Genomic DNA, 25,665 nt, shown 5'->3' on the forward strand with positions numbered 1-25,665 from the left:
CATCATGGAATACGGATTCACGACAGCGGCCTATGTGGTCGCAGCGGTTCTCTTCATCCTGTCGCTCGGCGGTCTGTCGGGGCAGGAAAGCGCGAAACGCGCTGTATGGTACGGCATCGCCGGCATGGCGCTGGCGGTCATCGCCACGCTGATCGGGCCGGGGGCGGGGCTGTGGCTCCTCTCGCTGATCCTGATCGCCGCCGGTGGTGCCATCGGCTACCAGCTGGCCACCCGCGTTCAGATGACGCAGATGCCCGAGCTTGTCGCGGCGATGCACAGCCTCGTGGGCCTCGCCGCCGTCTTCGTGGGCTACAACGCTCATATCGAACTGGGCAACGTGCTGGCGATGGACGATGTGGCGCGCAAGGCGACCGAGGGTTTCGCCGCCCTGCTGGCCAAGAAGGACAGCGTCGAGATCGCGATCCTGCGGGTCGAACTGTTCCTCGGCGTCTTCATCGGTGCGGTGACCTTCACTGGCTCTGTCATCGCCTATGGCAAGCTCGCGGGCCGCGTAAGCTCTGCCGCCACCAAGCTGCCGGGCGGTCACCTGCTCAATGCAGCTGCGGCGGTGATCTCGCTGCTCTGCCTGATCTGGTACTTCAACACCGGGGGCTTCCTGCCGCTGTTTGTCATGACGCTGGCGGCGCTCTTCATCGGCTATCACCTGATCATGGGCATCGGCGGCGCGGACATGCCGGTGGTTGTCTCCATGCTGAACAGCTACTCGGGCTGGGCCGCGGCGGCGATCGGCTTCTCGCTGGGCAATGATCTGTTGATCGTGGTCGGCGCGCTGGTCGGCTCCTCGGGTGCGATCCTCAGCTACATCATGTGCAAGGCGATGAACCGCAGCTTCATCTCGGTCATCCTCGGCGGCTTCGGCGGCAGCGCTGGCCCGGCGATGGAGGTCGAGGGTGAGCAGGTGGCGATTGAGGCCGACGGTGTGGCACAGGCGCTTAACGAGGCCGACAGCGTCATCATCATCCCCGGCTACGGCATGGCGGTGGCGCAGGCCCAAGGTGCTGTCAGCGATCTGGTCAAGAAGCTGCGCGCCAAGGGCAAGAACGTGCGTTTCGCCATCCACCCGGTGGCGGGCCGTCTGCCCGGGCATATGAACGTGCTCTTGGCCGAGGCCAAGGTGCCCTATGACATCGTGATGGAGATGGAGGAGATCAACGACGACTTCCCCGAGACCGACGTCGCCATCGTCATCGGCTCCAACGACATCGTGAACCCCGCCGCACAGGACGATCCCAACAGCCCCATCGCCGGGATGCCGGTGCTGGAATGCTGGAAGGCGAAGACCGTCATCGTCTCCAAGCGCGGGCAAGGCACGGGCTATTCCGGCATCGAGAACCCGCTGTTCTTTAAGGAGAATACGCGCATGTTCTACGGTGACGCCAAGGCCAGCCTCGACAAGTTGCTGCCGCTGATCGACTAACGTTTTCTTTTAAAGAAAACGGCCGGGAGTTTTTGCAACATTCCCAGCCCACCGCATGAGCGCCCCGCCGGAAACGGTGGGGCGTTTGCCGTTATGGCCTTGCGGTATACCTCGGTATGCATCAACCTTTTGAAAAGACGTGATTTTTCACTGTTCATCGGCGGCAATGACGCTATTCTTGACGGGATACACCCAACAGCGGACCCCGTCATGGCCCCGATCAAAGACCACCCGCAGCGGCTTGCCCTTACCGGCGAAATGCACGCGCGCCCGTTTCCGCAGCTTGCCGCGCCCTCTCGGGTTGCCTTTCTCGCGGTGAAACCCGCGCCGGATGCCGTGCCGCAGGCCGAGTTAAACGCGCTGCTGGCCCATTACGGCGCCCCGCGCGCCGATGCGGCGGCCACGCATTATTACGGAGAGATGGGCCGCTTCACCCTGAAATGGGAGCAGCATACCGAGTTCGTCACCTATACGGTCATCGCCCCCTCAGGCCGGAGCCTACCTTTCGCCGCCTCTGATTTCGACGCCTTCCCAGAGGATTGGCTGGCCGAAGTGCAGGGGGAGCGGATCACCTCGGCCCTGCTTGCGGTGCTGCCGAAGCCGGAAGCCGACGATGAGATCGCGGCGCATTTGCAAGACTGGTTCGTGCCCGAAAGCCTCGCCGTGGCGGAGGTGCTTGACGGGGCCGCGGTGGTGGCCAGCGACTTTCGGATCGACCCCGCAGGCCATCTGCGCCTCGCGCTTTTCACCGATGCAACGACAGGCCAGCGGCGGATCGGGCGGATCGTGCAGCGGCTCTGCGAGATCGAGACCTATAAGGCGATGTCGATGCTGGGCTTCATGCAGGCGCGCGACATGGCCGGGGCGTTGAACGATCTGGACGGGCAGCTCTCGACGCTCATGGGAGCGATGCGCAGCGGGGCGGGCACGGCGGCTGAGGAAACGCTGCACGCGCTTTTGGACGTGTCGGTCGCGCTGGAGGCGCTGACGGCGGAGACCGCCTATCGTTTCGCCGCCACGGGCGCCTATGAGGCCATCGTCTATGAACGTATCTCGGCCCTGCGTGAGGCGCGTTTTCTGGGGCGGCAGGGCTTTGGCGAGTTCATGATGCGCCGCTATGCGCCCGCGATGCGCACGGTGAAATCGACCGAGACGCGCTTGCAGACCCTCGCCGCGCGGGCACTGCGGGCAGCGGATCTTTTGCGGACGCGGGTGGATGTGGAACGATCGGCCCAGAACCAAGCGATCCTTGCCAGTATGGACCGCCGCGCCGATCTGCAACTGCGCCTGCAACATACTGTAGAGGGGCTGTCTGTTGTGGCGATCAGCTATTACGCGGTGTCGCTGGTGGGCTATCTGCTCTACCCGCTCGCTGCGCCACTTGGGGTCAGCAAAGGGCTGCTGACCGCCGCCGTCACTCTGCCGGTTGTGTTTGGCGTGTGGTGGACGCTGCGCCGTCTGCGGCGGAAGATCGGTTGAGCAGCGCCTGCATGGCCAAGCCGCCCAAAGCGATCATCACGATGGCCTCGATGGCTGCGACCGAAAGCGTCGGCACCCCGGAGAGCCCCGCGCCCAAGGTGCAGCCCCCGGCCAGCACCCCGCCCACGCCCATCATGGCGGCCCCGGTCAGGTAGCGCCCGGTCTGGCGGGGGGCGTCAAAGCTCTGCCACCGGAACTCCCGCGCGAAAAGGCTGGCGATCAGCGCACCGACAAAGACGCCGCCCAATAGCCCAGTGCCAAAGCCTGCGGGGATCGAACTGCTGGCGATGGTCCAAAACAGCGTATCGGCGGAGGGGGAGGTGAAGCTGAGGCTCTCCATCGCGATCGGGTCGAATTCATCAAGCAGGATGAACCCGGTGCCCACCCATGCGGCGGGGACCAAGAGACCGATCAGCGCCGCCATCGCCAGTTGCCCCGGACGGTTGCCCGAGCGCAGCGCATAGGCCAGCGCCGCTACCGCGATCACACCCGCCCAGAGCAGCGCACCGCCGGGCAGGGCGGCGAGGCTCACGTTCTCTCCCATATTCACGGTGACGGAGCCGAGCGCCACGCGCAGCGGTGCCAAGACGCCTTTCAGCGTCGCATGGGCCACCACGGCAAAGACCAGCACCACCAGCGCCGCCCGCAGGTTGCCGCCGCCAGTCAGCACCGTGAGGCGCGAGATGCAGCCGCGTGTCAGCACCATGCCCGCGCCAAAGAGCAGCCCACCCAGGGCAATCGCCAAAAGCGGCACGTCGCTGGCCATGAAGCGATGCGCCTCAAAACTGATCCATCCGGCGGACACGGCGGCCTGCGTGCCGATCACGGCCAGCGCCAGTGCGGTCAGCCAGATGCCAAGCGCTTGGCGTCGGTCTTCGCCCACGAGGCTGCGGCGAAAGCAAAACCGCGTGCGCTGCGCCAGCACGCCGAACGCCAGCCCGATGAGGGCCGCCAGCAGAACGGACGCCTCTTTTGCTGTCGTCTCTTCAAAGCCGAAAGACTCAAACATCGCGAAAACCCTCAAAAACGGAATTATTTCCCATTTGGAGCGGCTGCGGGTCACAATCAAGTGAAAGCGCACAGGGCCGACCCCCAGAGGGGTGAATTAAATTCCGTAATGGTGGGAAAAGGGGCGACGCTGTTCACCCTGCGTCAAGGGGCGCGAAACAATCGGCCCCCGCCACAGGGGGCAGGGGCCGGTCGGTTCTTATTTTGCTCAGCGTCCGCGGATGCGCGGGTCGAGCGCGTCGCGTAACCCGTCGCCGAGGTAGTTCACCGCCAGCACGGTCAGCGAGATGGCGATGCCCGGCAGCATCACCCGCTCGGGGAACTCCTGCATGCGGTCCACGGCATCGGCCAGTTGCTTGCCCCATGTGGGGAAGTCCGACGGGAAGCCGACGCCAAGGAAGCTCAGCGCGCTTTCGGTGATGATTGCCGTGGCGAGGCCCAAGGTCGCCGAGACCATGATGGGCGAGATCACGTTGGGCAGCAGGTGGCGGCGGATGATCTTGCCCGGCGTGGTGCCGATGGAGCGCGCGGCGAGGATGAACTCACGCTCTTTCAGCGCCAGAATATCGCCGCGCACGATCCGCGCGGTCTGCATCCATGAGGTCAGGCTGATGACCGAGACGATGAGGATGAACATGCCACCCTCCGGCCCGAACTGCGCCCGCAGCGGTTGGCCAAAGAGCGTCACGGCGAGCAGGACCAGAGGCAGGATCGGCAGGCTGAGGATCAGGTCGGTGAACCGCATCAGCCAGAAGTCCATACGTTTGAAAAAGCCCGAGAGCACGCCGACGGCGGTGCCGATGATCAGCGCCAGCGCCATCGCCATCCAGCCCACGGCCATCGACACCCGTCCGCCAAAGAGCATCTGCGCAAGGATGTCGCGGCCCAACTGGTCGGTGCCGAAGGGATGCGCCCAGCCCGCCTTGGCATCGCCATCCCACAGCAGGGTATAGATCGGCCGCCAGTTCTTGTTGCGGATGTCCAGCTTCTTGGCGTCAATGTCCCACAGATAGGGGCCAAAGATCACGGCCAGCGTGATGAAGATCAGGAAGCCACCGCCGAAAAGCGCGCCTTTGTGCTTGCGGAACTGGTCCCAAACATCGCGCCATTGGCTGCGCGGCGGTTTTTGCGGGCCCTTGTCTTGCAGGGCCTTCATGAACTCGAGGTCGGCTTCGACCGGGCTTGCGGGAATGGTTTGCTCAGTCATAACGGATCCTTGGGTCAAGCAGGCCGTAGAGGATATCTGCGATCAGGTTGAACAGCACGATCAGCACCGCGAAGATGAAGGTCAGGGTCATCACCATCGGCAGGTCGTTGGCGCGCAGCGCGGTCAGCAGCAGTTGGCCGATGCCGTTCACCTTGAAGACGTTCTCGGTGATGATGGCGCCGCCGAAGATCGCGGGCATGCCAAGCGCGATAACGGTGACCACCGGGATCATCGAGTTGCGCAGCACATGCACCATGACCACGACGCTTTCCTTCAGACCCTTGGCGCGGGCGGTCCGCACGTAGTCTTGGTTGAGGTTGTCGAGCATGGCACCACGCATGTAGCGGCTGATCTGCGCCGTAGTTTGCAGCGCCAGCACCATCACCGGCATGATCATTTGGAAGAACTGCACCTTGAAGCTCTCCCAATCGTTCACGACATGGGTCGTGTCATAGATCGACGGCAGCCAGCCCAAAGAGACCGAGAAGATCACGATGAGCAGCGGACCGGTGAAGAAGGGCGGGATCGAAAAGCCGATCATGGTAATGAACGTCCCGGCCTGATCGAAGACCGAATAGTGCCGGTAGGCCGAGTAGATGCCGATCGGAATGGCGATGACGATGCCGACGATATAGGCCAGCCCCACGACCCAGAGGGTCTGCGGCATGCGCTGGATCACGATGTCCATCACCGGGGAGCGGGTCTGCCAAGAGATCACGCGCAGCTTGCCTTCGGAAAGCGCCGTATCGGGCAGCCAGCTAAACAGGGCAGAGTGGTTGGTCAGATAGTCGATGAAAACCTGCGGCTCGATCCAGAAGACCTGCACGAGCCATTTCCAATATTGGATATAGATCGGCTGGCCGAGGCCGAGCGCTTCGCGCATCTTCTCTTTCACCTCGGGCGGGACCGTCAGCGGCACTTGGGCCATCGGGTCGCCGGGGGCGAGTTGCAGCAGCAGGAAAATCACCAAGCTGATAAACAAAAGCGTCGGGATCGACAAAAGAAGTCGTCGGATGGTGAAGGTCAACATGGGCGTCGCCTTTGTAGGTCAGTCTGTGAGGGGGGGGGGCGAGACGGGGGCGCGCGGATGACGCACACCCCCGAAGGTCGGTGAAGGGAGGCGCGGGCCTGCCGCGCCTCCGTCCTAGATCACTCTTCCATGCGGTACCAATCGGCGGCATTCCACAGTTCGGAGTCCCATGTGTTCAGCACAACGCCACCAAGGGTGTTGGAAGCAGCCGAGACGCGGCCACGGTCCACCAGCGGCAGGATCGAGTAGCTGTCTTTGGTCAGCATGTCGTTCAGCTTTTTGGCCAGTTCGCCACGCTTTTCCATCTCGCCGGTGCGGCCCAGTTCGGCCACCATGGCATCATACTCTTCGTTGCAGAAGCGGTTGATGTTTTCGCCCTGCCACTGTGTCTCGGGGCTGGGGAACTTGGCGCAGGTCCGCTGGGCAAGGTAGCTCTGCGGGTCGGTGCCGTCGAAGTTGTTGGCGTACATTTCAACGTCTGCATAGAAACGCTGGAACGTGTCGGTCGAACCGGGGTCGCCACCGAAGAAGACCGAAGAGTCGATGTTGCGCAGTTCGGTTTCGACACCGATCTGGCTCCACCAATCCTTGATCAGCGCTTGGAAGTCCTGACGCACGGCGTTGGTCGAGGTCTGGTAGAGCAGGGACAGTTTCTCGCCATCCTTCTCGCGCACACCGTCGCCATCGCTGTCAACCCAGCCCGCTTCGTCCAACAGCGCCTTGGCGCCTTCGATGTCTTGGGTCAGACAGTCGGTGTTGTCCGAGGCGTAAAGCTCAGGCGCAGGCACCATGTTGCAGGTGGCGCGGCCCGCTTGGCCGTAGCCGACCTCGACCAGCAGTTCGCGGTCGATCGCCATGGAGAGCGCCCGGCGGACTTTCTCATCGCTCAGGATCGGGTGCGGATGTTTAGCTGTGGCGCGCTCACCCTCCGGCAGATCGGGGGAGGCATCGGTCATGTTCAGTTCAAGACGCTCAACCAGCGTGCCGAAAGCCGACATGGGCTTGCCCTTGCCGCCTTCGGCCATCTTGGCGATGACATCGGGGGCCAGTTGCAGGTTCCAGGCGTAGTCGAACTCACCCGTTTCCATCACGGCACGGCCCGCCGCTGTCGCGTCACCGCCGCCTTTGAAGGTCAGCGTGGCGAAGGCAGGCTTGCTCGGGTCGCGGTAGTTCTCGTTCGCGGCCATGGTGATCACGTCGTTCGGGCGGAACTCGGTGACGGTGAAGGGGCCGGTGCCGATGGGGTTGAAGTTGGCCTCGGTGCACTCAGGCGCTTTGGCGCCGGTACAATCGGCAAACTGTGCCGCCTGAATGATCGGGGATTGGCCGCCCATGAAGGGGCCGTAGGGGTTCGGCATCGGCTCGGAGAAGGTAACTTTGACTGTCTGGTCATCGACCACGTCGACCGAGGAGACACCTTCGAATTTGGCCAGCTGCGCACAGCCGCCTTCGGGGTTCATGCAGTAATCGGCGGTGAACTTGACGTCATTGGCGGTGACGGGGGTGCCGTCGGACCACATCAGCCCGTCTTTCAGCTTCCATGTGATGGTCTTAAGGTCTTCGCTCACGCCGCCGTTTTCCAGCGTCGGAATCTCGGTCGCCAGATAGGGCACCAGCGCGCCGTTCTGGTCGTAGCGGCCCAGCGGTTCGAGAACCAGCGAGGAGGCTTCGACGTCTTTTGTGCCGCTGGACAGATAGGGGTTCAGGATCGAAGGCGCCTGCCAATAGATGATTTTGACTTCGCCGTCGCGGCCCCGCTCGCCCTCATGGGCTTCGGCAAAGGCCATAGGGGCAAGCGCCGTCGATGCGACAGCCCCCATCAATAGGGTCTTCAATTTCATATCTTACTCCATGTTGGACACGTGGGCGTGCCGCTTATTGTCGACGGGATGTTCCCCGCCTTGTTGTTGTCGCCCCGGAAAGAACATGAGCTTCGCCAGCTAAACATAACAAAACAAGCAATATTCAACCTGTGATCGAAGCGCTCTTTCCAAACCGCATGGGCTATATCGAAACAGGTTTGCCGGAAATTGCAAGGGCGGACGTGGCGCAATTATGACAAAGCTCGAACTCTGCGCGTCAGGTTTGACAGTCTCGTGACATTCGCCGTAGCGTCGGGCAAAATCTGCGCCGATAAAAACAACAGGGAAACAGATGCTGGATCACACCAATGGGGCGCCAATCGCCCAAATTCAGGGCCTGCGCGTCGAATTTCAAACCAAAGATGGCCCCGTGGTCGGTGTTGAGGATGTCAGTTTCGACATCAATCCCGGTGAGACGGTTTGCGTGGTCGGAGAATCAGGATCGGGCAAATCGGTGTCCTCCCTGTCGCTGATGCGACTGGTTGAGTATGGCGGCGGTGAAATTGCAGGCGGTCGCCTGCTTTTTGAGCGCGGTGAAGAAGGCCAAGTCGATCTCGCGGCCAGCGGCGGCAATCTGATGCGCAAGATTCGCGGCAATGAGATCGGCATGATCTTCCAAGAGCCGATGACCGCGCTGAACCCCGTGTTCACCATCGGCAAGCAGATGACCGAAGGTCTGCGCCTGCATCTGAACATGACCCGCAAAGAGGCCGAGGCCCGCGCGCTGGAACTGATGAAACAGGTCCGCATCCCCGAGCCGGAGCGCCGTCTCAAGCAATATCCCCACGAACTTTCGGGCGGCATGCGCCAGCGCGTCGTCATCGCCATGGCGCTGGCCTGTGAGCCGCGCCTCTTGATCGCCGACGAGCCCACAACCGCGCTCGACGTGACCATTCAGGCCGAGATCCTCGCCCTGATGGACCGGCTGAAGCGCGAGACCGGGACCGCGGTGATGTTCATCACCCACGACATGGCCGTGGTGGCGCAGATGGCCGACCGCGTGGTCGTGATGTTCCGCGGCAAGAAGGTCGAGGAAGGGACCGTCGAGGAGATCTTCGAGAACCCGCAGCATCCCTATACCAAGGCGCTTCTGGCCGCCGTGCCGAAGCTCGGCGAGATGACGGGCAAGCCATACCCCGAGCCGATGAAACTGCTGGGCACGCCCGACAAGGAGATCGTGCCGATCAAGGGCCGCGAAGAGACGCTTCTCTCGGTCAAGAACCTGACCACGCGCTTCCCGGTGCAGGGCGGTTTCCTGCGCCGCACCGTCGCCAATGTTCATGCGGTCGAAGACCTGTCGTTCTCGCTCAACAAGGGCCAGACCCTGAGCCTCGTCGGCGAATCGGGCTGCGGCAAATCCACCGCCGGACGCTCGATCCTGCGGCTGGTGGAGCCGATGTCGGGGGAGGTGAACCTCGACGGCGTCGACATCATGTCGCTGGACCAATCGGCGCTGCGCACCGCGCGGCTCGACATGCAGATGATCTTTCAAGACCCCTTCGCCTCGCTCAACCCGCAGATGCAGTTGGCCGATCAGGTGGCCGAGCCTATCCACAACTTCGGCACGCTCAAGGGCGGTGAGATCAACAAGCGGATCGAGATGCTTTTCGACCGCGTGGAACTGCCGCGCAGCTTCATGCGCCGCTTTCCGCATGAGCTGTCGGGCGGCCAGCGCCAGCGCGTGGCCATCGCCCGCGCGCTTGCGCTGAACCCCAAGCTGATCATCGCGGACGAGGCGGTCTCGGCGCTGGACGTGTCTGTGCAGGCGCAGGTGCTGAACCTGATGATGGAGCTTCAGGCCGAGATGGAACTGTCCTTCCTCTTCATTAGCCACGACATGGCCGTGGTGGAGCGCGTCAGCCACTACGTTGGCGTCATGTATCTGGGCCGCATCGTCGAGATGGGCTCGCGCCAGCGGGTCTTCGAGAACCCGCAGCACCCCTATACGCAAGCCCTGATGAAGGCCGTGCCGATAGCCGATCCGCGCCGCCGCAAGTCCGAGAAAGACCTGAACTTCAAACCCATCCCCTCGCCGATCCACCCGGTCAGCTACCGGCCCGAGCCTTCGGTCTACCGCGAGGTGGAGCCGGGGCACCATGTGCTGACCACCGACAGCGGCTATTGAAAGAACACCCATGACCGAACGCCTGACCCCGCTCGAGTTGATGACCAAGCTCATCAGCTTTCCCACCGTGTCGCGCGACACCAATATCCCGCTGATCGACTGGGTGGCTGACTACCTCGCCTCGCACGGGATCGAGAGCCACCGCTACATCGACCCCGAGCAGCCAAAACATGCGCTTTTCGCCCATGCCGGCCCGTGGGAGGAGGGGGCCGTCGTCCTTTCCGGTCACACGGATGTGGTGCCGGTCGACGGGCAGGCTTGGGACACCGATCCTTTCACCGTGACCGAGAAGGACGGCCGCTACTACGGGCGTGGCACCTGCGACATGAAGGGCTTCGACGCGCTGGCGATCTGGGCGCTGGTCGAGGCGCATTATGCAGAAGTCAAACGCCCACTGCAGATTGCGCTTAGCTTCGATGAGGAGATCGGCTGCACTGGCGCGCCGCCGATGATCGAGGCGATGCAGGGCGTGGTGCCCAAGGGCTCGGCGGTGATCGTGGGCGAGCCCTCGACCATGCAGGCGGTGACCGGCCACAAGGGCGGCATCGGCTTCAACACCCATCTCGTAGGCTTCGAGGTGCATTCCTCGCTGCTGCACACCGGGGTCAATGCGATCATGGCGGGTGCGAAGCTTATCGAATGGGCCAATGACGTGAACAGCGACAACATGGCCGCCAAGCCGACCGAGACGGCGGCGATGTTCGATCCGCCCTTCACCACCGCCCATGTCGGCGTGATCGAGGGCGGCACGGCTCACAACATCACCGCTAAGGACTGTAAGTTCGCGATGGATTTCCGCGTCGTTCCGGGCGAGGACAAAGACAAATGGGGCACCGCCTACCTCAAGAAGGTGCGTGAGGTCGAAAAGCAGATGCAGGACGTGGTGCCCGAGACCTATATCGAAACCTCGACCCGCTTCGACGTGCCCGCGCTCCAGCCCGAGAAGGACGGCGAGGCCGAGCAGCTCGTGCGCCAGATCACCGGTGACAACGCCAGCCACAAAGTCAGCTACGGCACCGAGGCCGGGCAGTTCCAGGAGGCGGGCTATTCCGCCGTGATCTGCGGCCCCGGCGACATCGCGCAGGCGCATCAGCCCAACGAATTTATCGAGGTGTCGCAATTCGAGGCCGGCCACGACTTCATGCGCCGTCTGCTGACCCGCTTGCAGGGCTGAGCCATCCCTGACAGACCTGTGGCTGGCCCCGCGCGGGGCCAGTCCTTTTCACGGCCGCCCGGTGCAGCCGCGCGGCGTCAGCCACCGGGGTCCGCATGTCCGCTTTTCCTATCACCCTTGCCACCCCCGTCAGCTACCCGCGCACCCCGCCGCGCGAGAGCGAGGTCGTCGTCATCGGCGGCGGGGTGATCGGCGTCTGTACCGCCTTGTTTCTGGCCCGCGCAGGCAAACAGGTCACGCTCTTGGAAAAGGGCCGCATCGCCGCGGAACAATCCAGCCGCAATTGGGGCTGGATACGCCAACAGGGGCGCGACCCGGACGAGTTGCCGATCATGGTCGAGGCCGCGCGGCTTTGGCGTGAACTGGCGCCTGAACTCGACCGCGACATCGGCTTGCAGCAGACCGGCGTCACCTATCTGGCGGGGACCGAGGCCAAGATGCAGGGCTACGCCGACTGGCTGCCCCATGCCAAGACCCATGGCGTCTACAGCCGGTTGATGGACGCAGGCGAAGTCGCCAAGGCTTTCCCGGGGCTGGCCGGGACCTATGCCGGGGCGCTTACCACCCCCTCGGACATGCGCGCAGAGCCTTGGGTCGCCGTGCCCGCTTTGGCGGCGCTGGCGGCCCGCGAGGGTGTGAAGATCATCGAGAATTGCGCTGTGCGCCGCCTCGACCTTGCCGCCGGTCGCGTAGGGGGCGTGGTGAGCGAGGCGGGAGCAATCCGCTGTTCCTCGGTCGTGCTGGCGGGCGGGGCGTGGTCGGCGCTGTTCCTGCGCGCCCATGGCGTCAGCCTGCCGCAGCTTTCGGTGCGCGAGAGCGTGCTGGCCACCAATGTTCTGCCCGAGGTTCACGCCGGGGCCGCCGCCGAGGCGGGGCTAGCCTTCCGCCGCCGCGCCGATGGCGGCTATACGCTCGCCCCCGGCGGGCGGCCCGATCTCTATGTCGGCCCCGACGCCTTCCGCGCCCTGCGCCACTACCTGCCGCAACTGCGCCAGAACCCCTTCGGTCAGCGTCTGCGCGCCGCAGCCCCGCGCGGCTTTCCCGATGCCTGGCGCACGCCCCGGAACTGGGCGGCTGACGCGCACAGCCCCTTCGAGGCGATGCGTATCCTCGACCCCATGCCGGACCACCGCGCGCTGCGCCGGGCGCGCAAACGTTTTGCCGCGCTTTATCCCGATCTGCCGCCCGTCACCGCCCGCGCCTCATGGGCCGGGATGATCGACACGATGCCCGATATCGTGCCGGTGGTGAATGCTTGCGCGCAGATCCCGGGCCTTGTGATCGGCACCGGCATGTCGGGCCACGGCTTCGGCATCGGGCCGGCCATGGGGCGGGTGCTGGCGGCTCTGGTCATGGGCGACGCGCCGGGCCATGATCTGCGCAGATTCCGCGCCGACCGTTTCAGCGATGGCAGTCCCATCCGCCTCGGCCCGACGCTCTGAGATGATTTGAAAAGGACATTCCATGCCGATCAAAAACCGCTTTGCCGAGACCCATGCCGAGATCACCGCTTGGCGCCGTCATCTGCACCAGCATCCGGAGCTGATGTTCGACCTGCCCGAGACTTCGCGCTTCGTCGAGGAGAAGCTGCGCAGCTTCGGCATCACCGACATTACCACCGGCATCGCCCAGACCGGTGTGGTCGCGGTGATTGAGGGGCAGAGCAACACCTCGGGCCGCACCATCGGCCTGCGGGCGGACATGGACGCGCTGCCGATCACCGAGGCGACGGGCCTGCCGCATGCTTCAAAGAACCCCGGCAAGATGCATGCCTGCGGCCACGACGGTCATACGGCGATGCTGCTAGGAGCGGCGCAATACCTCGCCGAGACGCGCAACTTCGACGGGCGCGTGGTGCTGATCTTCCAGCCCGCCGAGGAGGGCGGCGGCGGCGGCAACGTCATGGTGCAGGAAGGGCTGATGGACCGCTGGGGCATCGATGAGGTCTACGGCATGCACAACATGCCCGGCCACCCCACCGGGCAATTCGCCATCCGCGAGGGCGCGCTGCTGGCGGCGGCGGACGAGTTTGCCATCACGCTGACGGGCCAAGGCGGCCATGCCGCGGCCCCGCATGAGGCGGTGGACACGAACCTCGCCGCCGCCCATGTGATGATCGCGCTGCAATCCATCGCCAGCCGCAACACCGATCCGCTGAAACAGGTCGTCGTTTCGGTCTGCACCCTGCGCAGCGACACCGACAGCCACAACGTCTTGCCGCATAAGGTGCTGTTGCGCGGCACGGTGCGCACGCTGGATCCGGAGGTTCAGGATTTGGCCGAGCGTCGGCTGCACGATCTCACACGCCTGACGGCGGAGGCACATCAATGCCGGGCCGAGATCGACTACCAGCGCGGTTACCCGGTCACCCGCAACCACGCCGATCAAACCCGCTTTGCCGCTGAGGCCGCCGACAAGGTCACTCCCGGCACCGACCGGGACACCCCGCCGATCATGGCCGGAGAGGATTTTTCCTATATGCTCAATGCGCGACCGGGTGCCTATATTATGATCGGCAACGGCGAAGGGGCGACGGTCCATCACCCGGAATATGACTTTGACGATGCCGCGATCCCGGCGGGCTGCTCATGGTTCGCGCAGGTGGTTGAGGACCGGCTGGCAAGGGCGTAAGCATGTCGCAGATAAATGCGACTGCATGAAAACAGCGCCCAACCCAACTCCGGAGGATACTTCCTAAATGCCCGTTAAGAACCGATTTGCCGAGCTGCACGCCGACATCACCGCATGGCGCCGCGACCTGCATGAAAACCCCGAGATCCTGTTCGAGACCCATCGCACCTCGGCCACCGTGGCCGAGAAGCTGCGCAGCTTCGGCTGCGACGAGGTCGTCGAAGGCATTGGCCGCACCGGCGTCGTCGGCGTGATCAAGGGCAATGAAACCGGATCGGGCAAGGTCATCGGGCTGCGCGCCGACATGGACGCGCTGCCGATCCACGAACAGACCGGGCTTGAGTATGCCTCTAAGACCGACGGCGCGATGCATGCCTGCGGCCATGACGGCCACACCGCGATGCTGCTGGGGGCAGCGCAATATCTGGCCGAGACCCGCAATTTCGACGGTACCGTCGTGGTGATCTTCCAGCCCGCCGAAGAGGGCGGCGGCGGTGGCCGTGAGATGTGCGAAGACGGTATGATGGAGCGTTGGGGCATTCAGGAAGTTTACGGCATGCACAACTGGCCGGGCATGCCCACGGGCTCCTTCGGCATCCGCGCAGGTTCGTTCTTTGCCGCGACCGATCAGTTCGACATCACCTTCGAAGGCCGCGGCGGCCATGCCGCCAAGCCGCATGAAACCGTCGACACCACCGTGATGTCCGCGCAGGCCGTGCTGGCGCTGCAGACCATCACCGCGCGCAATGCCGACCCGGTGGAGCAGATCGTGGTCTCGGTCACCTCCTTTGAGACCTCCTCAAAAGCCTTCAACGTGATCCCGCAGAAGGTGCAGATCAAAGGCACCGTGCGCACCATGTCCGCCGAGATGCGGGAACTGGCCGAAAAGCGGATCAACGAGATCTGCAACGGCATCGCAGGCACCTTTGGCGGTAGCGCCGATGTGACCTACCATCGCGGCTATCCGGTCATGGTGAACCACGAGGAGCAGACCGAGTTCGCCGCCGACGTGGCGCGCTCGATCTCGGGCCAATGCGAGGAAGCGCCGCTCGTGATGGGTGGCGAAGACTTCGCCTTCATGCTGGAGGAACGCCCGGGCGCCTATATCCTTGTCGGCAACGGCGACACGGCGGCGGTGCACCACCCGGAGTATAATTTCAACGACGAAGCCATTCCGGCGGGGTGTAGCTGGTGGGCAGGCATCGTCGAGCAACGGATGCCTGCGGCCTGATCCTACCTTCAGTAATGACTAGAGCGCGCCTCCCTTGGGGGGCGCGTTCTGCTTTGGGGTCTAGCCGCGCTCCCAAAGCGCGTTGTAGACGGCCTCGATCCCATCGGCCTCGGCCCGCGCGCTGAAACGGTGTTCGGCCCAGTGGCGCGCGGCCTCTGACAGGGCGGCTTGGTCATCGCGCTCAAGCAGGGACAGGGCGGATTGGGCCGCCGCCTCCGCCGCCCCCAGTGGTACGACCTTGCCCACGCGCCCCCCGTTCGAGAAGGCGCCGTAATAGCCCGCATCGCTGCCCACAAAAGGCACGCCCGAGGCGAGCGCTTCGAGCGGGACCATGCCATAGCCTTCGTAACGCGGCAGTTGCACCACCAACGACAGCGCGCGCATCAGTTTCGGCAGGTCGGCAGCAGGGTATTCGCCCACGAAAAGCAGGCGGTCCGCAAGGCCCGCGGCCTCGACCTGTGTCTTGAGCTTGGTCAAAAACGCCTCATGTTTGCCGCCCGCACGGCCAATCACCAACGCCACCGCGCCGGGGCATTGGGGCAGCAGGCGCAGCATGGCCTCGACGAAAAGGTCGGTGCCTTTCTCAGGCCGGATGCGCCCCACGGTGGCGATGCCATGGGTGCCGCCAAAGCCCAATTGCTCCCAAGCGTTCGCCCGGTTGGTGGCGGGGGAGAAGACATCGGTGTCCACCCCATGCGGCACCACGGCGCGGACATGGGGCACAAACTCCGCTGCGCGTTCGGTCGTGGCAATCACCGCGTCCATCTGCCGGATCAGCCAGCGGGGATAGGCCGAATGCAGGCGCTGCGCGGCAGAGGTAAAGACGATCCGGATGTTTGCCCCACGCACATCGCGCAGCCAAAGCGCGCTGCGCATTTCGGTGTTGCGGCGCACATGCCAAATGGCGAAGGGGCGGTCTTGGGGGGGGTGTTTGCGGGTGATCCGCCCCGCCGCGACGCGGGTCAGTGGCACCGGGCAGCCGGGCAGGGGCTGGCCCACCAGCGCCAAGTCATGCCGGTCGACCTGTTGCCGGACCACATTGGCCGCCGTGGCCGAGACCCCGGTGAAATTGCGGTTGTAGTTGGTGACGAAAAGCTCAGGCATCGCTGTTCTCTCGCAGGTGCAGGGCCGTGATCAGACGCTCGGCAATACTGTCGAGCTTGTCGGTCTGCCCTGCGGCATAGGCCTTGGCCGCCGCCACCCCGGAGGCGCGAGCGATGTCGTTGCGCAGCAGATTTCCCACACGGTCCGCCAAGTCCTGCGTGCCGGCGACGAGCCGGGCTGCACCCGCGGCTTCCATCTCGGCATAGGTCTCGGCAAAATTGGTGACATGGGTGCCCGAGAGCACCATCGCCCCGGCCTGCGCGACCTCATAGGGGTTGTGCCCCCCGATCGGGTGCAGCGACCCGCCCAGAAAGACGATGTCGGATAGCGCGTACCATGTGCCCAACTCGCCCAGAGTGTCGGCCAAATAGACCTGTTCGCGCGGCATGTCGCCCCGTGTTCTACGCCCATGCGTCAGACCGTAGCTGGCGATGAGACCGGCGACCTCGTCCCCCCGCTCGGGGTGGCGGGGGGCAAGGATCAAGCACAGCTCGGGGATGCGCTCCAGCAGTTGGCGATGCGCCTCTAATACCGCTTTCTCCTCGCCCGGGTGGGTTGAGGAAGCGATCCAGACAGGGCGGCCCTCCAAGGCCTCCCGCGCTTCGGCAATGGTCCCCTCGTCCTGCGGCAGGGGGCCTGACATGGACTTGAGGTTGATCCCCGGCGTGACCCGGTCAGCCGGGGCGTTGATCGTGGCCATGGCCCGGGCCATGGCGTCATTCTGTGTCAGGATCAGGTCAAACACGCCAAAGAGGAACCCCGCCAGCGCGGGCCGTTTCTGCCAGCTTTTGATCGAGCGTTGCGAGAGGCGGGCGTTGATCAGCGCCATCGCCGTGCCCCGCGCATGGGTCCGCCGCAGCATCTGCGGCCAAAGCTCGCTTTCCACGAAGAGCGCCGCATCGGGGCGCCAATGGTCAAGGAACCGCTTCAGCGGGCCGGGGGCGTCGAGCGGGGCGAACTGATGCCGCGTTCGCGGGGGCAGGCGGCCGCCCACCAAACGGGCCGAGGTGGCGGTGCCGGAAGTGATGAGGAAATGCGCCTGCGGCAGGGCGCGCCCCATCCGGTCGATCAGCGCCAGAACCGACAGGCTCTCCCCAACCGAGGCTGCGTGAAACCAGACCAACTGCCCCTCGGGGCGGGGTTGGCTGGCATGGCCCAGCTTTTCGCGCGCGCGTTCCGGTGCGACCTCGGCGCGGCGCAGTTTGGCCATGGAGCGCCGCCCGGCCACGGGCAAGATCACACGGCTCGCCGCGACCCAGGCCCGGTAAAGAAACGGCACCGCCAAAGGCTCAGCCGCCCGTGTGGCTCATGTGGCGGGGCATCTGCCCGTCGACACGCTGCCGCGAATAGTCGAAATCATGGCCCTTGGGCTTGCGGTCGATGGCCGCGCGGATCGCCTCCTGCAGCGGCAGGTCCGTATCCGGGTGATCGCGCAGAGGCTTGCGCAGGTCGGCCACGTCCTCTTGGCCCAGACACATGAAAATCTCGCCGGTGCAGGTGACCCGCACGCGGTTACAGCTTTCGCAGAAGTTGTGGCTCAGCGGGGTGATGAAGCCGATCTTCTGCCCGGTCTCCTCCAGCCGCACATAGCGCGCGGGGCCGCCGGTGCGCTCGGCCAAATCGGTGACGGTGTAATGTTCGGTGTATCGCGCGCGCACGTCGCGCAGCGACCAGTATTGGCCGAAACGATCCTCGTTGCCCAAATCGCCCATCGGCATGACCTCGATCCACGTGAGATCTATGCCCCGCGCGGCGCACCATTCGGTGATATGCAGCAATTCCGGCTCGTTGAAGCCCTTGAGCGCCACGGCGTTGATCTTGATCTTAAGCCCCGCGCGCTGCGCTGCGTCGATCCCGCGCAGCACCTGCGGCAGGCGCCCCCAGCGGGTGATATCCGCGAATTTCTGCTCGTCCAGCGTGTCGAGGGAGACATTCACCCGGCGCACCCCGGCGGCATAGAGATCATCGGCGAAGCGTTCAAGCTGGCTGCCGTTGGTGGTCAGCGTCAGCTCTTTCAGCTTGCCGCTGTCGAGATGCCGTTTCATGCCGTCGAAGAAGGTCATGATGCCGCGGCGGACCAGCGGCTCGCCCCCGGTGATGCGCAGCTTCTCGACGCCGAGGTCGATGAAATTGCTGCACAGGCGGTCGAGCTCCTCCAGCGTCAGCAATTCCTTCTTCGGCAGGAAGGTCATGTTCTCCGACATGCAGTAGACGCAGCGAAAATCGCAGCGGTCGGTGACGGAGACGCGCAGATAGGTGATCGCGCGCATGAAAGGGTCAATGAGGGGTGCTGTCATGCTTTATAGGTAATGCCCCGCCCAACCCGGGGCAAGCGCCATTTGGGCGATTGATAAGGGGGCAGGGCGGGGATAGGCTGCGCGGATGACACGTATAATCTTACCGCTTTTCATCGCCGCCGCCACCGCCGGTTGCAGCAACCTGACGGAACGCCTCGGGATGGATGCCAGCCAGTCTGAGCCTGCACCCGCATCGGTCGAACCCACGGCTGAGGTTGCAACGCCGAGCGCACCGGCCCCTGCTACGCCGCCCGCCGCCTCTCCCATCGCCACCGCGGGCAGCAGCGCCGAGGCGCTGGATACCACCACGGCGGCAGAGCGCGAAGCGGCCACCCGCGCGCCCGCCAGCGCCGGTGCCGCCTTGGGGTCGACCGTGGTCAGCTTGGGCAGCGCGACGGAGCCGGGGCTGTGGTTGAAAACACCTCTGATCGACGCAGAACAGCCGGGGCGGGTGACCAACCCCGCAACGGGCAAATCCGCCGCGGTGACGCTGATCCCGCTGGAGGGGCCCGCAACCGCAGGCAGCCGCATGTCGCTGCCTGCCTTGCGTTTGATCGGGGCGTCGCTGACCGACCTCACAACGGTCGAGGTCTCGACCGAAGGCTAGGGATCAGCCTGCGCCTTCTGCCTTTTTCAGCAGGCGCAGGGCTTCTTTCACCGCAAAAGGTTTCATTGCCTCCCCATGGGCGGCGATGAAAGCGCGGGTGCGGTCAGCGTCGTGTTTTGACAGGTCGCGCAGCCACCAGCCGATTGCCTTCTGAATGAACCAGCGGTGATCCGGCACCATCGTCGCGGCCCAGCCGAGGATACGGTCGCGGGCGGCCAGTTCCTCAGGCTTAGGATTGTTCTGTTTGGTCCATGGCAGGGTAGAGACGAGCGCGGCGCGCCGGGTCCAAAGGTGATCTGAGGCGACCCAGTTCTCCACTTCGTCCAAGCGCGTCGGATCGGCCACCAGACGTTTCTGCGCCGCCATGCTGGCATGATCGGCAATTGCCCAACTGTCGAAATCGGGGGTCCAGCTTGCGATCAGCGCCCATGCGGCTTGATCTTCCGGGCGCAGCCGCGCTTGGGTGAGCAGTTTTGCCGCGGCGACGCGTGCTTCGAAAATGTCGGACTGCCAAAGGGCATCGGCAAGCGCGACGCGGCCCTCGACGTCCAGCGCCGCGCGCCACGATTGGGCAAGCTCCGCAATTTGCGGGTTGGTCAGACCAAGATAGCCTCGGTTGGCTTTGTGATATGCGCGCATCTCTTCCGCGCGGGCCGGGTTGGCCTGCGCTTCGAGCTCTTCCAATGCGGTTTCGGGGGTCATTCCACCGTCACCGATTTCGCCAGGTTGCGCGGCTGGTCCACATCCGTGCCCTTCGCCACGGCGGTGTGGTAGGCCAGCAACTGCGCCGGAACCGCATATAGGATCGGCGCCAGCGCATCCGGCACCGGGGGCATCTCGATGCTGAACCAGACGCCGTCATTGGCCTCGGCCTGACCTTTGGCATCGGAGATCAAGATCACCTTGCCCTTGCGCGCCATGACCTCTTGCATGTTGCTGACGGTCTTGTCGAACAGCGCGTCGCGCGGGGCCATGACGACCACCGGCACATGCTCATCCACCAGCGCGATGGGGCCGTGTTTCAGCTCACCCGATGCATAAGCTTCGGCGTGGATGTAGCTGATTTCTTTGAGTTTTAACGCGCCTTCAAGGGCGAGGGGGTACATCTGGCCCCGGCCAAGGAACAGCACGTCGCGAGCATGGGAGAGCTTGAGCGCGGCCTCTTGCATCGCGTCGTTTTGTTCAAGCGCGGTGCTGATGGTCGCGGGCAGCCCCCGCAGGGCTGAGATGTGATCGGCGAAGGTGTCTGCGCTGATCACCTCGCGGTCCCGCGCGGCTTTGAGCACCAGCGCGAAGAGGACAACGAGCTGACAGGTGAAGGCTTTGGTCGAGGCCACGCCGACTTCGACACCGGCGTGGATCGGCAGCGCCAGATCGCTTTCGCGGGCGATTGAGCTTTCGGGCACGTTGACGACCGACAGGATACGCGCGGCTTTGCCCTCGCAATAGCGCAGAGCGGCGAGCGTGTCGGCGGTCTCACCCGATTGGCTGACGAAAACCGCCAGTGTGCGGGGCGGGATCGGCGGTTCACGGTAGCGGAATTCCGAGGCGACATCGATCTCGACCGGCAGGCGGGCGATCTGCTCAAACCAGTATTTCGCAGTGAAGCAGGCGTAGGAGGCTGTGCCGCAGGCGACCATGAGGATCCGGTCAAATTGCGTAAAATCAATGTCCTGCGCGCTGATGTTGATCTCACCCTCGGGGGTGAGGTAGTGGCCGATGGCCGCGCCGATCACGCCGGGTTGCTCGGCGATTTCCTTGGCCATGAAGTGTTTGTGCCCCGCTTTGTCGATGCGGGTATTGTCGATCTGCACGGATTTGATCGCACGGTTGGCGAGCGCCCCGTTGCGGTCGGTGACCTCGACTGAGGTCCGGGTGATGACTGCACAATCCCCTTCTTCGAGGTAGGCGATCTGGTGGGTCAGCGGGGCAAGCGCGATGGCGTCACTGCCGACATACATCTCACCTTCGCCATAGCCGATGGCCAAGGGAGAGCCCTTGCGCGCCGCGATCATCAGGTCGTCGTGACCGTCAAAGAGAAAGGCCAGCGCAAAAGCGCCTTCGAGGCGGGCAAGCGTCTGTTTGGCGGCCTCTACCGGGCCTGCGCCCTGTGCCATGTGATGCTGGGTCAGGAGGGCGACGGTCTCGGTATCGGTCTCGGTCACGAATTGCGCGCCATGTTCGGCCAGTTCGGCCCGCAGCTCGCGGAAGTTTTCGATGATCCCGTTATGCACCACGGCCACTGGTCCCGCCTGATGCGGGTGGGCGTTGGTGACGCTCGGCGCGCCATGGGTGGCCCAGCGGGTGTGGCCGATGCCCGACTTCCCCGCCAGCGGCTCATGCACCAGCGCGTCCGAGAGGTTTACCAGCTTGCCCAAGGCGCGACGCCGCTCAAGCTTGCCTTCGTTCAGGGTCGCGATGCCCGCGCTGTCATAGCCGCGATATTCCAGCCGTTTCAGCGCTTCGACCAAGATCGGCGCGACTTCATGGGTGCCAAGCACCCCAATAATTCCACACATAATTAGCTGCCTCTTTGCAATTTTGCCTTCTTGGCCTTTAAAATTTCGAACATTTTGCGCGCCATCCCGGGTTTCTCAACCTGCGGGGCGCGCGACAGGGCCAGCGCCTCGGGTTCTACATCCGAGGTGATGACCGAGCCGGAGCCGGTCATCGCACCCTCGCCGATGGTCACCGGGGCCACGAGCATGGTGTTCGACCCGATGAACGCCCCCGCGCCGATGGTGGTGTGATGTTTCATCACCCCGTCATAATTGCAGGTGATCGTGCCCGCGCCGATGTTGCTGCGCGCGCCCACGGTGGCGTCGCCGATATAGCTCAGGTGGTTGACCTTGGCCCCTTCGGCGATCTGCGCGTTCTTCACCTCGACGAAATTGCCGATACGCACGTCTTCGGCCAGTTCTGCGCCGGGGCGCAACCGGGCGTAGGGGCCGACGACCCCGCCGCGTGAGACATGGCAGCCTTCGAGATGCGAGAAGGCGCGGATGGTGCTGCCGGATTCCACGGTGACATTCGGGCCGAAGACGACATTCGGCTCCACCACCGTATCGCGCCCGATGAAAGTGTCGCGCGACAGGAAGACGGTTTCGGGGGCGACCAAGGTCACGCCGTCTTCCATCAACAGATCGCGGGCGCGGGATTGGAACGCGGCCTCGGCCCTCGCCAGATCGGCGCGGGAGTTCACGCCCATGGTCTCGGCCTCGTCGCAGGTGACCACCGTGGCGCTGCGGCCCTCGGCGCGGGCGATGCCGATGATATCGGTGAGGTAGTATTCTCCCGAAGCGTTGTCATTGCCGACCTTGTCGATCAAATCGAAGAGCAGTTCGGATTTACAGGCCACCACGCCGGAGTTGCACAAGGTAATGGCGCGCTCTTCGGCGGAGGCGTCTTTGAACTCGACGATCCGTTCCAAGGCGTCGCCCTGCATCACCAAACGGCCATAGCGGGCGGGATCGGCGGCCTCGAACCCCAGAACCACCACGTCATGTGTCGCCAGCGCTTCCTGCATCTTCTCAAGCGTCTCGGGCTGGACGAAGGGCGTGTCACCGTAAAGCACCAGCGCCATGCCCTCGAACCCGTCCAGCGCCGGGCGGGCTTGTGCCACCGCATGGGCCGTGCCCAATTGCTCGGTCTGTTCGACCACCTGCGCGTCTTCGTCAAAAAGCGTGGCGGCGGCGCGGACCTGATCGGCCCCGTGCCCGGCCACCACGACCGTATGGCGGGGGCCGAGCATGGCGCCCGCGGCCATAGCGTGTTCCAGCATCGGGGCAGAGGCCACGCGGTGCAGCACCTTTGGCAGGTCCGAGTTCATCCGTGTCCCCTTGCCCGCGGCGAGGATGATCAATGCAGTTTCCATGTAAATCTCTTTGTCCTTCAGCTTGCATTCTCTTTACGCGCTTCGCACAAAGGCGCAAGGTTGCGGCCCATCAAACTAGGTTGCGGACTGCAACACGATGCCATTTTGCAAGGCGGGGTTCCGCCCAAGGAGTATCCAGTGAAGACAGTGGTTTTCGATCTCGACGGCACCTTGGCCGATACCTCGGGCGATTTGATCGCCGCGGCCAATGCGTGCTTCCGCGACATGGGCGAGGGCGATGTGCTGGTCCATGCCGAGGATGCGGGCACCGCGCTGCGCGGCGGGCGGGCGATGCTGACCTTGGGGATGCAAAAGCTGGGCCGTGCCGATGATGCGGCGACGATTGACCGCTATTACCCGATGCTGCTCGAAGCCTATGGGCGCGACATCGACACCCATACCATCATGTACCCCGGCGCGATGGAGGCTGTGGCCGCCCTCAAAGCCGCAGGCTACCGCGTGGCGATCTGCACCAACAAACCCGAGGCTTTGGCGGAGTTGCTGCTGACCCGTCTTGGCGTGCGGGACGCATTCGGTGCGATGCTGGGGGCCGATACGCTGGCCGTGCGCAAACCCGACCCGGAACACCTGTTCGAAACCGCCCGCCGTGCCGGGGGCGATCCAGCGCAATGCGTGTTGATCGGCGACAGCGACACCGACCGCAAAACCGCCAAAGCCGCAGGGGTTCCGTGCGTGCTGGTGACCTTCGGCCCCTCGGGCGAAGACATGGCCGCGCTGGAGCCCGAAGCGCTGTTGGACGATTTCGCCGACCTGCCGGAGGTCATCGAACGTCTGATCGGCAAAGCCGCCTGATGGCCGAGCGGTTCACCGGCAGTTTCACGCAGCAAGAGCCGATCCCCGAAGATGCGATCGAGGCGGCAGTGGCGGTGATGCGTCACGGACGGTTGCACCGCTACAACACAGTCCCGGGGGAGGTGGCCGAGGTTGCCCTGCTGGAGCAGGAATTCGCCGCGATGACGGGGGCGAAATACTGCCTCGCCGTGGCCTCGGGCGGCTATGCCATGGCCACGGCGCTGCGCGCAGTGGGGGTGAAACCGGGCGACCGGGTGCTGACCAATGCCTTTACGCTCGCCCCGGTGCCGGGGGCGATTGCCGCACTGGGGGCGGTCCCGGTTTTCGTCGGCGTGACGGAGCAACTGGTGATCGACCTTGATGACCTGGCCGCCAAGGCGGATCAGGCCGATGTGCTGCTGCTCAGCCATATGCGCGGCCATCTGGCTGACATGGACGCTCTAATGGCGCTTTGCGACACGCGCGGCATCACCGTGATCGAAGATTGCGCCCATACGATGGGGGCGGCGTGGAACGACAAGCCATCGGGCACGCAGGGAAAGCTGGGGTGTTATTCCTGCCAGACCTATAAACATGTGAACGCGGGCGAAGGCGGGTTGCTGATCACCGATAACGCCGAGGTTGCGGCGCGGGCGATCATGCTGTCGGGGTCTTACATGCTCTATGACCGCCACGCCGCCGCGCCGGGGCCGGAGGCTTTTGAGACGATCCGCTATGAGACGCCCAATATCTCGGGCCGGATGGACAACCTGCGCGCCGCGGTCCTGCGCCCGCAATTGCGGCGGCTGCCGGAACAGGTGATCCGCTGGAATGAGCGTTATCGGGTGATCGAGGCGGGGTTGCGCGACACGCCGGGCCTCACGGTCATCGACCGGCCTGAGGCGGAGAGTATCGTCGGGTCGTCAATCCAATTCCTGTTGAAAGGTTGGTCGGCAGAGGATGTCGAGGCGGTGTTGGCGCGCTGCGCTGCGCGCGGGGTGGAGTTGAAATGGTTCGGCAGGGCCGAGCCTATGGGTTTCACCAGCCGCTACGACACGTGGCGCTATGCGCGGGCCGAAAAAATGCCCGCCAGCGATGCGGTGCTGGCGGGGTTGATCGACATGCGTGTGCCGCTGACCTTTTCGCTGGAGGATTGCGCCCTGATCGCGCGGATTATCCGGGCCGAGGTCAGCGCCGTTTTTCAAGGGGACTAGGCTTAGAAGCGGATGGTGCCATGTTTGCCCATGTCGGGCTTTTGGCCGGTCATCTGCGCCTTGCCGATCTCATAGAGGAACTTGATCCCACCATCGGTCGCCCAAACCTCGGCTTCGGTGAGGTCAAAGCGGATCAGCTGCACATCCGGGTCCTGCTTGCCGTCTTCGAACCACGCGCCCGCGATGGCGTTCCAAATCTTGTCCAACTCGGTCGGGTTGGTCACAGCGGAAACATGGCCATCGATCCGCGCCCAGAGGGATTCGTCCTTGCTGGCGATCAGGTATTCAGCGGCGGCGCGTCCCTCGGCGGATTGCGCCAGATCGGTGCCCTTGGCGGTGATGAACCACAGCACGGCGGCGCGGTCGTCTTCGTCGATGTAATGGGTCATTGGGATCGCGCGGGCGGTCTTGGTCATCAGCATCCCGGCGCGGGTGTCGTCCAGACGGTCCCAGAACTCTTTTTTCAGATCATCGCTCATTTGCATCTCGCTTTGTTGTAGTGTTCGCTTGGTCGCAGGGCCAACCCGCCGCGACGCGGGGCGGTTCCACATCGCGCCGCTTGACGCAAAGCGGGTGGGGCGGTAGGTAATGA

21 protein-coding genes are annotated in these 25,665 nt (G+C 64.3%); 10 read left to right on the forward strand and 11 right to left on the reverse strand.

Features of this window, described 5'->3' with window-relative positions; all coding sequences use genetic code 11:
* Positions 1 to 4: 4 nt before the first annotated feature.
* Positions 5 to 1,438 (forward strand): NAD(P)(+) transhydrogenase (Re/Si-specific) subunit beta, encoded by a 1,434-nt coding sequence (locus tag ACGYLX_RS03160; protein WP_168612023.1) that lies wholly within the window; start codon positions 5 to 7, stop codon positions 1,436 to 1,438.
* Positions 1,439 to 1,648: 210 nt separating this feature from the next.
* Positions 1,649 to 2,917 (forward strand): DUF3422 domain-containing protein, encoded by a 1,269-nt coding sequence (locus ACGYLX_RS03165; RefSeq protein WP_168612024.1) that lies wholly within the window; start codon positions 1,649 to 1,651, stop codon positions 2,915 to 2,917.
* On the opposite strand, the gene ACGYLX_RS03170 is transcribed toward ACGYLX_RS03165, so the two are convergent.
* The 4 genes from ACGYLX_RS03170 to ACGYLX_RS03185 all read right to left on the reverse strand — a co-directional run bounded on the left by ACGYLX_RS03170 (position 2,853) and on the right by ACGYLX_RS03185 (position 8,003).
* Entirely contained in the window at positions 2,853 to 3,926 is a 1,074-nt protein-coding gene (locus ACGYLX_RS03170; protein WP_168612025.1) for a YeeE/YedE family protein, read from the reverse strand. The genes ACGYLX_RS03165 and ACGYLX_RS03170 overlap by 65 nt on opposite strands.
* 207 nt (positions 3,927 to 4,133) lie before the next feature.
* Positions 4,134 to 5,132, reverse strand: coding sequence for an ABC transporter permease (locus ACGYLX_RS03175; RefSeq protein ID WP_168612026.1), 999 nt, complete (start codon positions 5,130 to 5,132; stop codon positions 4,134 to 4,136).
* The gene (locus ACGYLX_RS03180; RefSeq protein WP_067263329.1) at positions 5,125 to 6,162 is read right to left on the reverse strand and encodes an ABC transporter permease; all 1,038 of its coding nucleotides are present in this window, start codon (positions 6,160 to 6,162) and stop codon (positions 5,125 to 5,127) included. The genes ACGYLX_RS03175 and ACGYLX_RS03180 overlap by 8 nt, the downstream gene beginning before the upstream one ends.
* Before the next feature lie 119 nt (positions 6,163 to 6,281).
* Entirely contained in the window at positions 6,282 to 8,003 is a 1,722-nt protein-coding gene (locus tag ACGYLX_RS03185; protein ID WP_168612027.1) for a peptide ABC transporter substrate-binding protein, read from the reverse strand.
* A gap of 313 nt (positions 8,004 to 8,316) precedes the next feature.
* On the opposite strand from ACGYLX_RS03185, the gene ACGYLX_RS03190 reads away from it, so the two are divergent.
* The 5 genes from ACGYLX_RS03190 to ACGYLX_RS03210 all read left to right on the forward strand — a co-directional run bounded on the left by ACGYLX_RS03190 (position 8,317) and on the right by ACGYLX_RS03210 (position 15,185).
* Positions 8,317 to 10,149 (forward strand): ABC transporter ATP-binding protein, encoded by a 1,833-nt coding sequence (locus tag ACGYLX_RS03190; protein ID WP_168612028.1) that lies wholly within the window; start codon positions 8,317 to 8,319, stop codon positions 10,147 to 10,149.
* Between the two features lie 10 nt (positions 10,150 to 10,159).
* The gene (gene argE / locus ACGYLX_RS03195) at positions 10,160 to 11,323 is read left to right on the forward strand and encodes an acetylornithine deacetylase (RefSeq protein ID WP_168612029.1); all 1,164 of its coding nucleotides are present in this window, start codon (positions 10,160 to 10,162) and stop codon (positions 11,321 to 11,323) included.
* A gap of 95 nt (positions 11,324 to 11,418) precedes the next feature.
* A complete protein-coding gene (locus ACGYLX_RS03200) occupies positions 11,419 to 12,765 on the forward strand; it encodes an FAD-binding oxidoreductase (protein WP_168612030.1) in 1,347 nt (448 codons plus the stop codon).
* A gap of 22 nt (positions 12,766 to 12,787) precedes the next feature.
* The gene (locus tag ACGYLX_RS03205; protein ID WP_168612031.1) at positions 12,788 to 13,954 is read left to right on the forward strand and encodes a M20 aminoacylase family protein; all 1,167 of its coding nucleotides are present in this window, start codon (positions 12,788 to 12,790) and stop codon (positions 13,952 to 13,954) included.
* A gap of 67 nt (positions 13,955 to 14,021) precedes the next feature.
* Entirely contained in the window at positions 14,022 to 15,185 is a 1,164-nt protein-coding gene (locus ACGYLX_RS03210) for a M20 aminoacylase family protein (protein WP_168612032.1), read from the forward strand.
* Between the two features lie 60 nt (positions 15,186 to 15,245).
* On the opposite strand, the gene ACGYLX_RS03215 is transcribed toward ACGYLX_RS03210, so the two are convergent.
* From ACGYLX_RS03215 to moaA, 3 genes are read right to left on the reverse strand one after another with little or no spacing between them, the layout of a single operon-like run.
* Positions 15,246 to 16,289 (reverse strand): glycosyltransferase family 4 protein, encoded by a 1,044-nt coding sequence (locus tag ACGYLX_RS03215; protein ID WP_394447271.1) that lies wholly within the window; start codon positions 16,287 to 16,289, stop codon positions 15,246 to 15,248.
* Positions 16,282 to 17,574 carry a 3-deoxy-D-manno-octulosonic acid transferase gene (locus ACGYLX_RS03220; RefSeq protein ID WP_394447273.1) on the reverse strand — a complete coding sequence of 431 codons (1,293 nt, stop codon included), beginning with the start codon at positions 17,572 to 17,574 and terminating at the stop codon, positions 16,282 to 16,284. Before ACGYLX_RS03220 ends, ACGYLX_RS03215 begins: the two co-directional genes overlap by 8 nt.
* Before the next feature lie 4 nt (positions 17,575 to 17,578).
* Entirely contained in the window at positions 17,579 to 18,586 is a 1,008-nt protein-coding gene (gene moaA / locus ACGYLX_RS03225; RefSeq protein ID WP_168613498.1) for a GTP 3',8-cyclase MoaA, read from the reverse strand.
* Between the two features lie 85 nt (positions 18,587 to 18,671).
* On the opposite strand from moaA, the gene ACGYLX_RS03230 reads away from it, so the two are divergent.
* On the forward strand, positions 18,672 to 19,193 hold the full coding sequence (locus ACGYLX_RS03230; protein WP_168613499.1) for a hypothetical protein: 522 nt from the start codon (positions 18,672 to 18,674) through the stop codon (positions 19,191 to 19,193).
* 3 nt (positions 19,194 to 19,196) lie between these two features.
* Here the strand turns inward: ACGYLX_RS03230 and ACGYLX_RS03235 are convergent, their stop codons facing one another.
* From ACGYLX_RS03235 to glmU, 3 genes are read right to left on the reverse strand one after another with little or no spacing between them, the layout of a single operon-like run.
* Complete coding sequence (locus ACGYLX_RS03235; RefSeq protein WP_394447275.1) at positions 19,197 to 19,895, reverse strand: DNA alkylation repair protein; 699 nt, start codon at positions 19,893 to 19,895, stop codon at positions 19,197 to 19,199.
* Entirely contained in the window at positions 19,892 to 21,712 is a 1,821-nt protein-coding gene (glmS, locus tag ACGYLX_RS03240; RefSeq protein WP_168613572.1) for a glutamine--fructose-6-phosphate transaminase (isomerizing), read from the reverse strand. The genes ACGYLX_RS03235 and glmS overlap by 4 nt, the downstream gene beginning before the upstream one ends.
* Before the next feature lie 2 nt (positions 21,713 to 21,714).
* Positions 21,715 to 23,067, reverse strand: coding sequence for a bifunctional UDP-N-acetylglucosamine diphosphorylase/glucosamine-1-phosphate N-acetyltransferase GlmU (gene glmU, locus ACGYLX_RS03245; RefSeq protein ID WP_394447278.1), 1,353 nt, complete (start codon positions 23,065 to 23,067; stop codon positions 21,715 to 21,717).
* Between the two features lie 138 nt (positions 23,068 to 23,205).
* Between glmU and ACGYLX_RS03250 the strand changes: the two genes are divergently transcribed.
* Positions 23,206 to 23,880, forward strand: coding sequence for an HAD-IIIA family hydrolase (locus tag ACGYLX_RS03250; protein WP_271687669.1), 675 nt, complete (start codon positions 23,206 to 23,208; stop codon positions 23,878 to 23,880).
* Positions 23,880 to 25,073: a DegT/DnrJ/EryC1/StrS family aminotransferase gene (locus ACGYLX_RS03255; protein WP_394447280.1), complete on the forward strand. Its 1,194-nt coding sequence runs from the start codon at positions 23,880 to 23,882 to the stop codon at positions 25,071 to 25,073. The genes ACGYLX_RS03250 and ACGYLX_RS03255 overlap by 1 nt, the downstream gene beginning before the upstream one ends.
* Before the next feature lie 2 nt (positions 25,074 to 25,075).
* On the opposite strand, the gene ACGYLX_RS03260 is transcribed toward ACGYLX_RS03255, so the two are convergent.
* A complete protein-coding gene (locus tag ACGYLX_RS03260; RefSeq protein ID WP_271693429.1) occupies positions 25,076 to 25,552 on the reverse strand; it encodes a pyridoxamine 5'-phosphate oxidase family protein in 477 nt (158 codons plus the stop codon).
* Positions 25,553 to 25,665 lie beyond the last annotated feature (113 nt).

The sequence above is a fragment of the Sulfitobacter sp. 1A13496 genome (assembly GCF_043557225.1).
In the GTDB taxonomy this organism is placed as follows: domain Bacteria; phylum Pseudomonadota; class Alphaproteobacteria; order Rhodobacterales; family Rhodobacteraceae; genus Sulfitobacter; species Sulfitobacter faviae.

Bases quoted from the DNA above. Each gene is read 5' to 3' on its own strand.
- ACGYLX_RS03255 (WP_394447280.1), top strand. From the start codon at position 23,880: ATGGCCGAGCGGTTCACCGGCAGTTTCACGCAGCAAGAGCCGATCCCC.
- glmS (WP_168613572.1), bottom strand. From the start codon at position 21,712: ATGTGTGGAATTATTGGGGTGCTTGGCACCCATGAAGTCGCGCCGATC.
- ACGYLX_RS03190 (WP_168612028.1), top strand. From the start codon at position 8,317: ATGCTGGATCACACCAATGGGGCGCCAATCGCCCAAATTCAGGGCCTG.
- ACGYLX_RS03170 (WP_168612025.1), bottom strand. From the start codon at position 3,926: ATGTTTGAGTCTTTCGGCTTTGAAGAGACGACAGCAAAAGAGGCGTCC.
- ACGYLX_RS03230 (WP_168613499.1), top strand. From the start codon at position 18,672: ATGACACGTATAATCTTACCGCTTTTCATCGCCGCCGCCACCGCCGGT.
- ACGYLX_RS03160 (WP_168612023.1), top strand. From the start codon at position 5: ATGGAATACGGATTCACGACAGCGGCCTATGTGGTCGCAGCGGTTCTC.
- ACGYLX_RS03215 (WP_394447271.1), bottom strand. From the start codon at position 16,289: ATGCCTGAGCTTTTCGTCACCAACTACAACCGCAATTTCACCGGGGTC.
- ACGYLX_RS03200 (WP_168612030.1), top strand. From the start codon at position 11,419: ATGTCCGCTTTTCCTATCACCCTTGCCACCCCCGTCAGCTACCCGCGC.
- ACGYLX_RS03180 (WP_067263329.1), bottom strand. From the start codon at position 6,162: ATGTTGACCTTCACCATCCGACGACTTCTTTTGTCGATCCCGACGCTT.
- glmU (WP_394447278.1), bottom strand. From the start codon at position 23,067: ATGGAAACTGCATTGATCATCCTCGCCGCGGGCAAGGGGACACGGATG.
- ACGYLX_RS03185 (WP_168612027.1), bottom strand. From the start codon at position 8,003: ATGAAATTGAAGACCCTATTGATGGGGGCTGTCGCATCGACGGCGCTT.
- ACGYLX_RS03175 (WP_168612026.1), bottom strand. From the start codon at position 5,132: ATGACTGAGCAAACCATTCCCGCAAGCCCGGTCGAAGCCGACCTCGAG.
- argE (WP_168612029.1), top strand. From the start codon at position 10,160: ATGACCGAACGCCTGACCCCGCTCGAGTTGATGACCAAGCTCATCAGC.
- ACGYLX_RS03165 (WP_168612024.1), top strand. From the start codon at position 1,649: ATGGCCCCGATCAAAGACCACCCGCAGCGGCTTGCCCTTACCGGCGAA.
- moaA (WP_168613498.1), bottom strand. From the start codon at position 18,586: ATGACAGCACCCCTCATTGACCCTTTCATGCGCGCGATCACCTATCTG.
- ACGYLX_RS03210 (WP_168612032.1), top strand. From the start codon at position 14,022: ATGCCCGTTAAGAACCGATTTGCCGAGCTGCACGCCGACATCACCGCA.
- ACGYLX_RS03235 (WP_394447275.1), bottom strand. From the start codon at position 19,895: ATGACCCCCGAAACCGCATTGGAAGAGCTCGAAGCGCAGGCCAACCCG.
- ACGYLX_RS03205 (WP_168612031.1), top strand. From the start codon at position 12,788: ATGCCGATCAAAAACCGCTTTGCCGAGACCCATGCCGAGATCACCGCT.
- ACGYLX_RS03260 (WP_271693429.1), bottom strand. From the start codon at position 25,552: ATGAGCGATGATCTGAAAAAAGAGTTCTGGGACCGTCTGGACGACACC.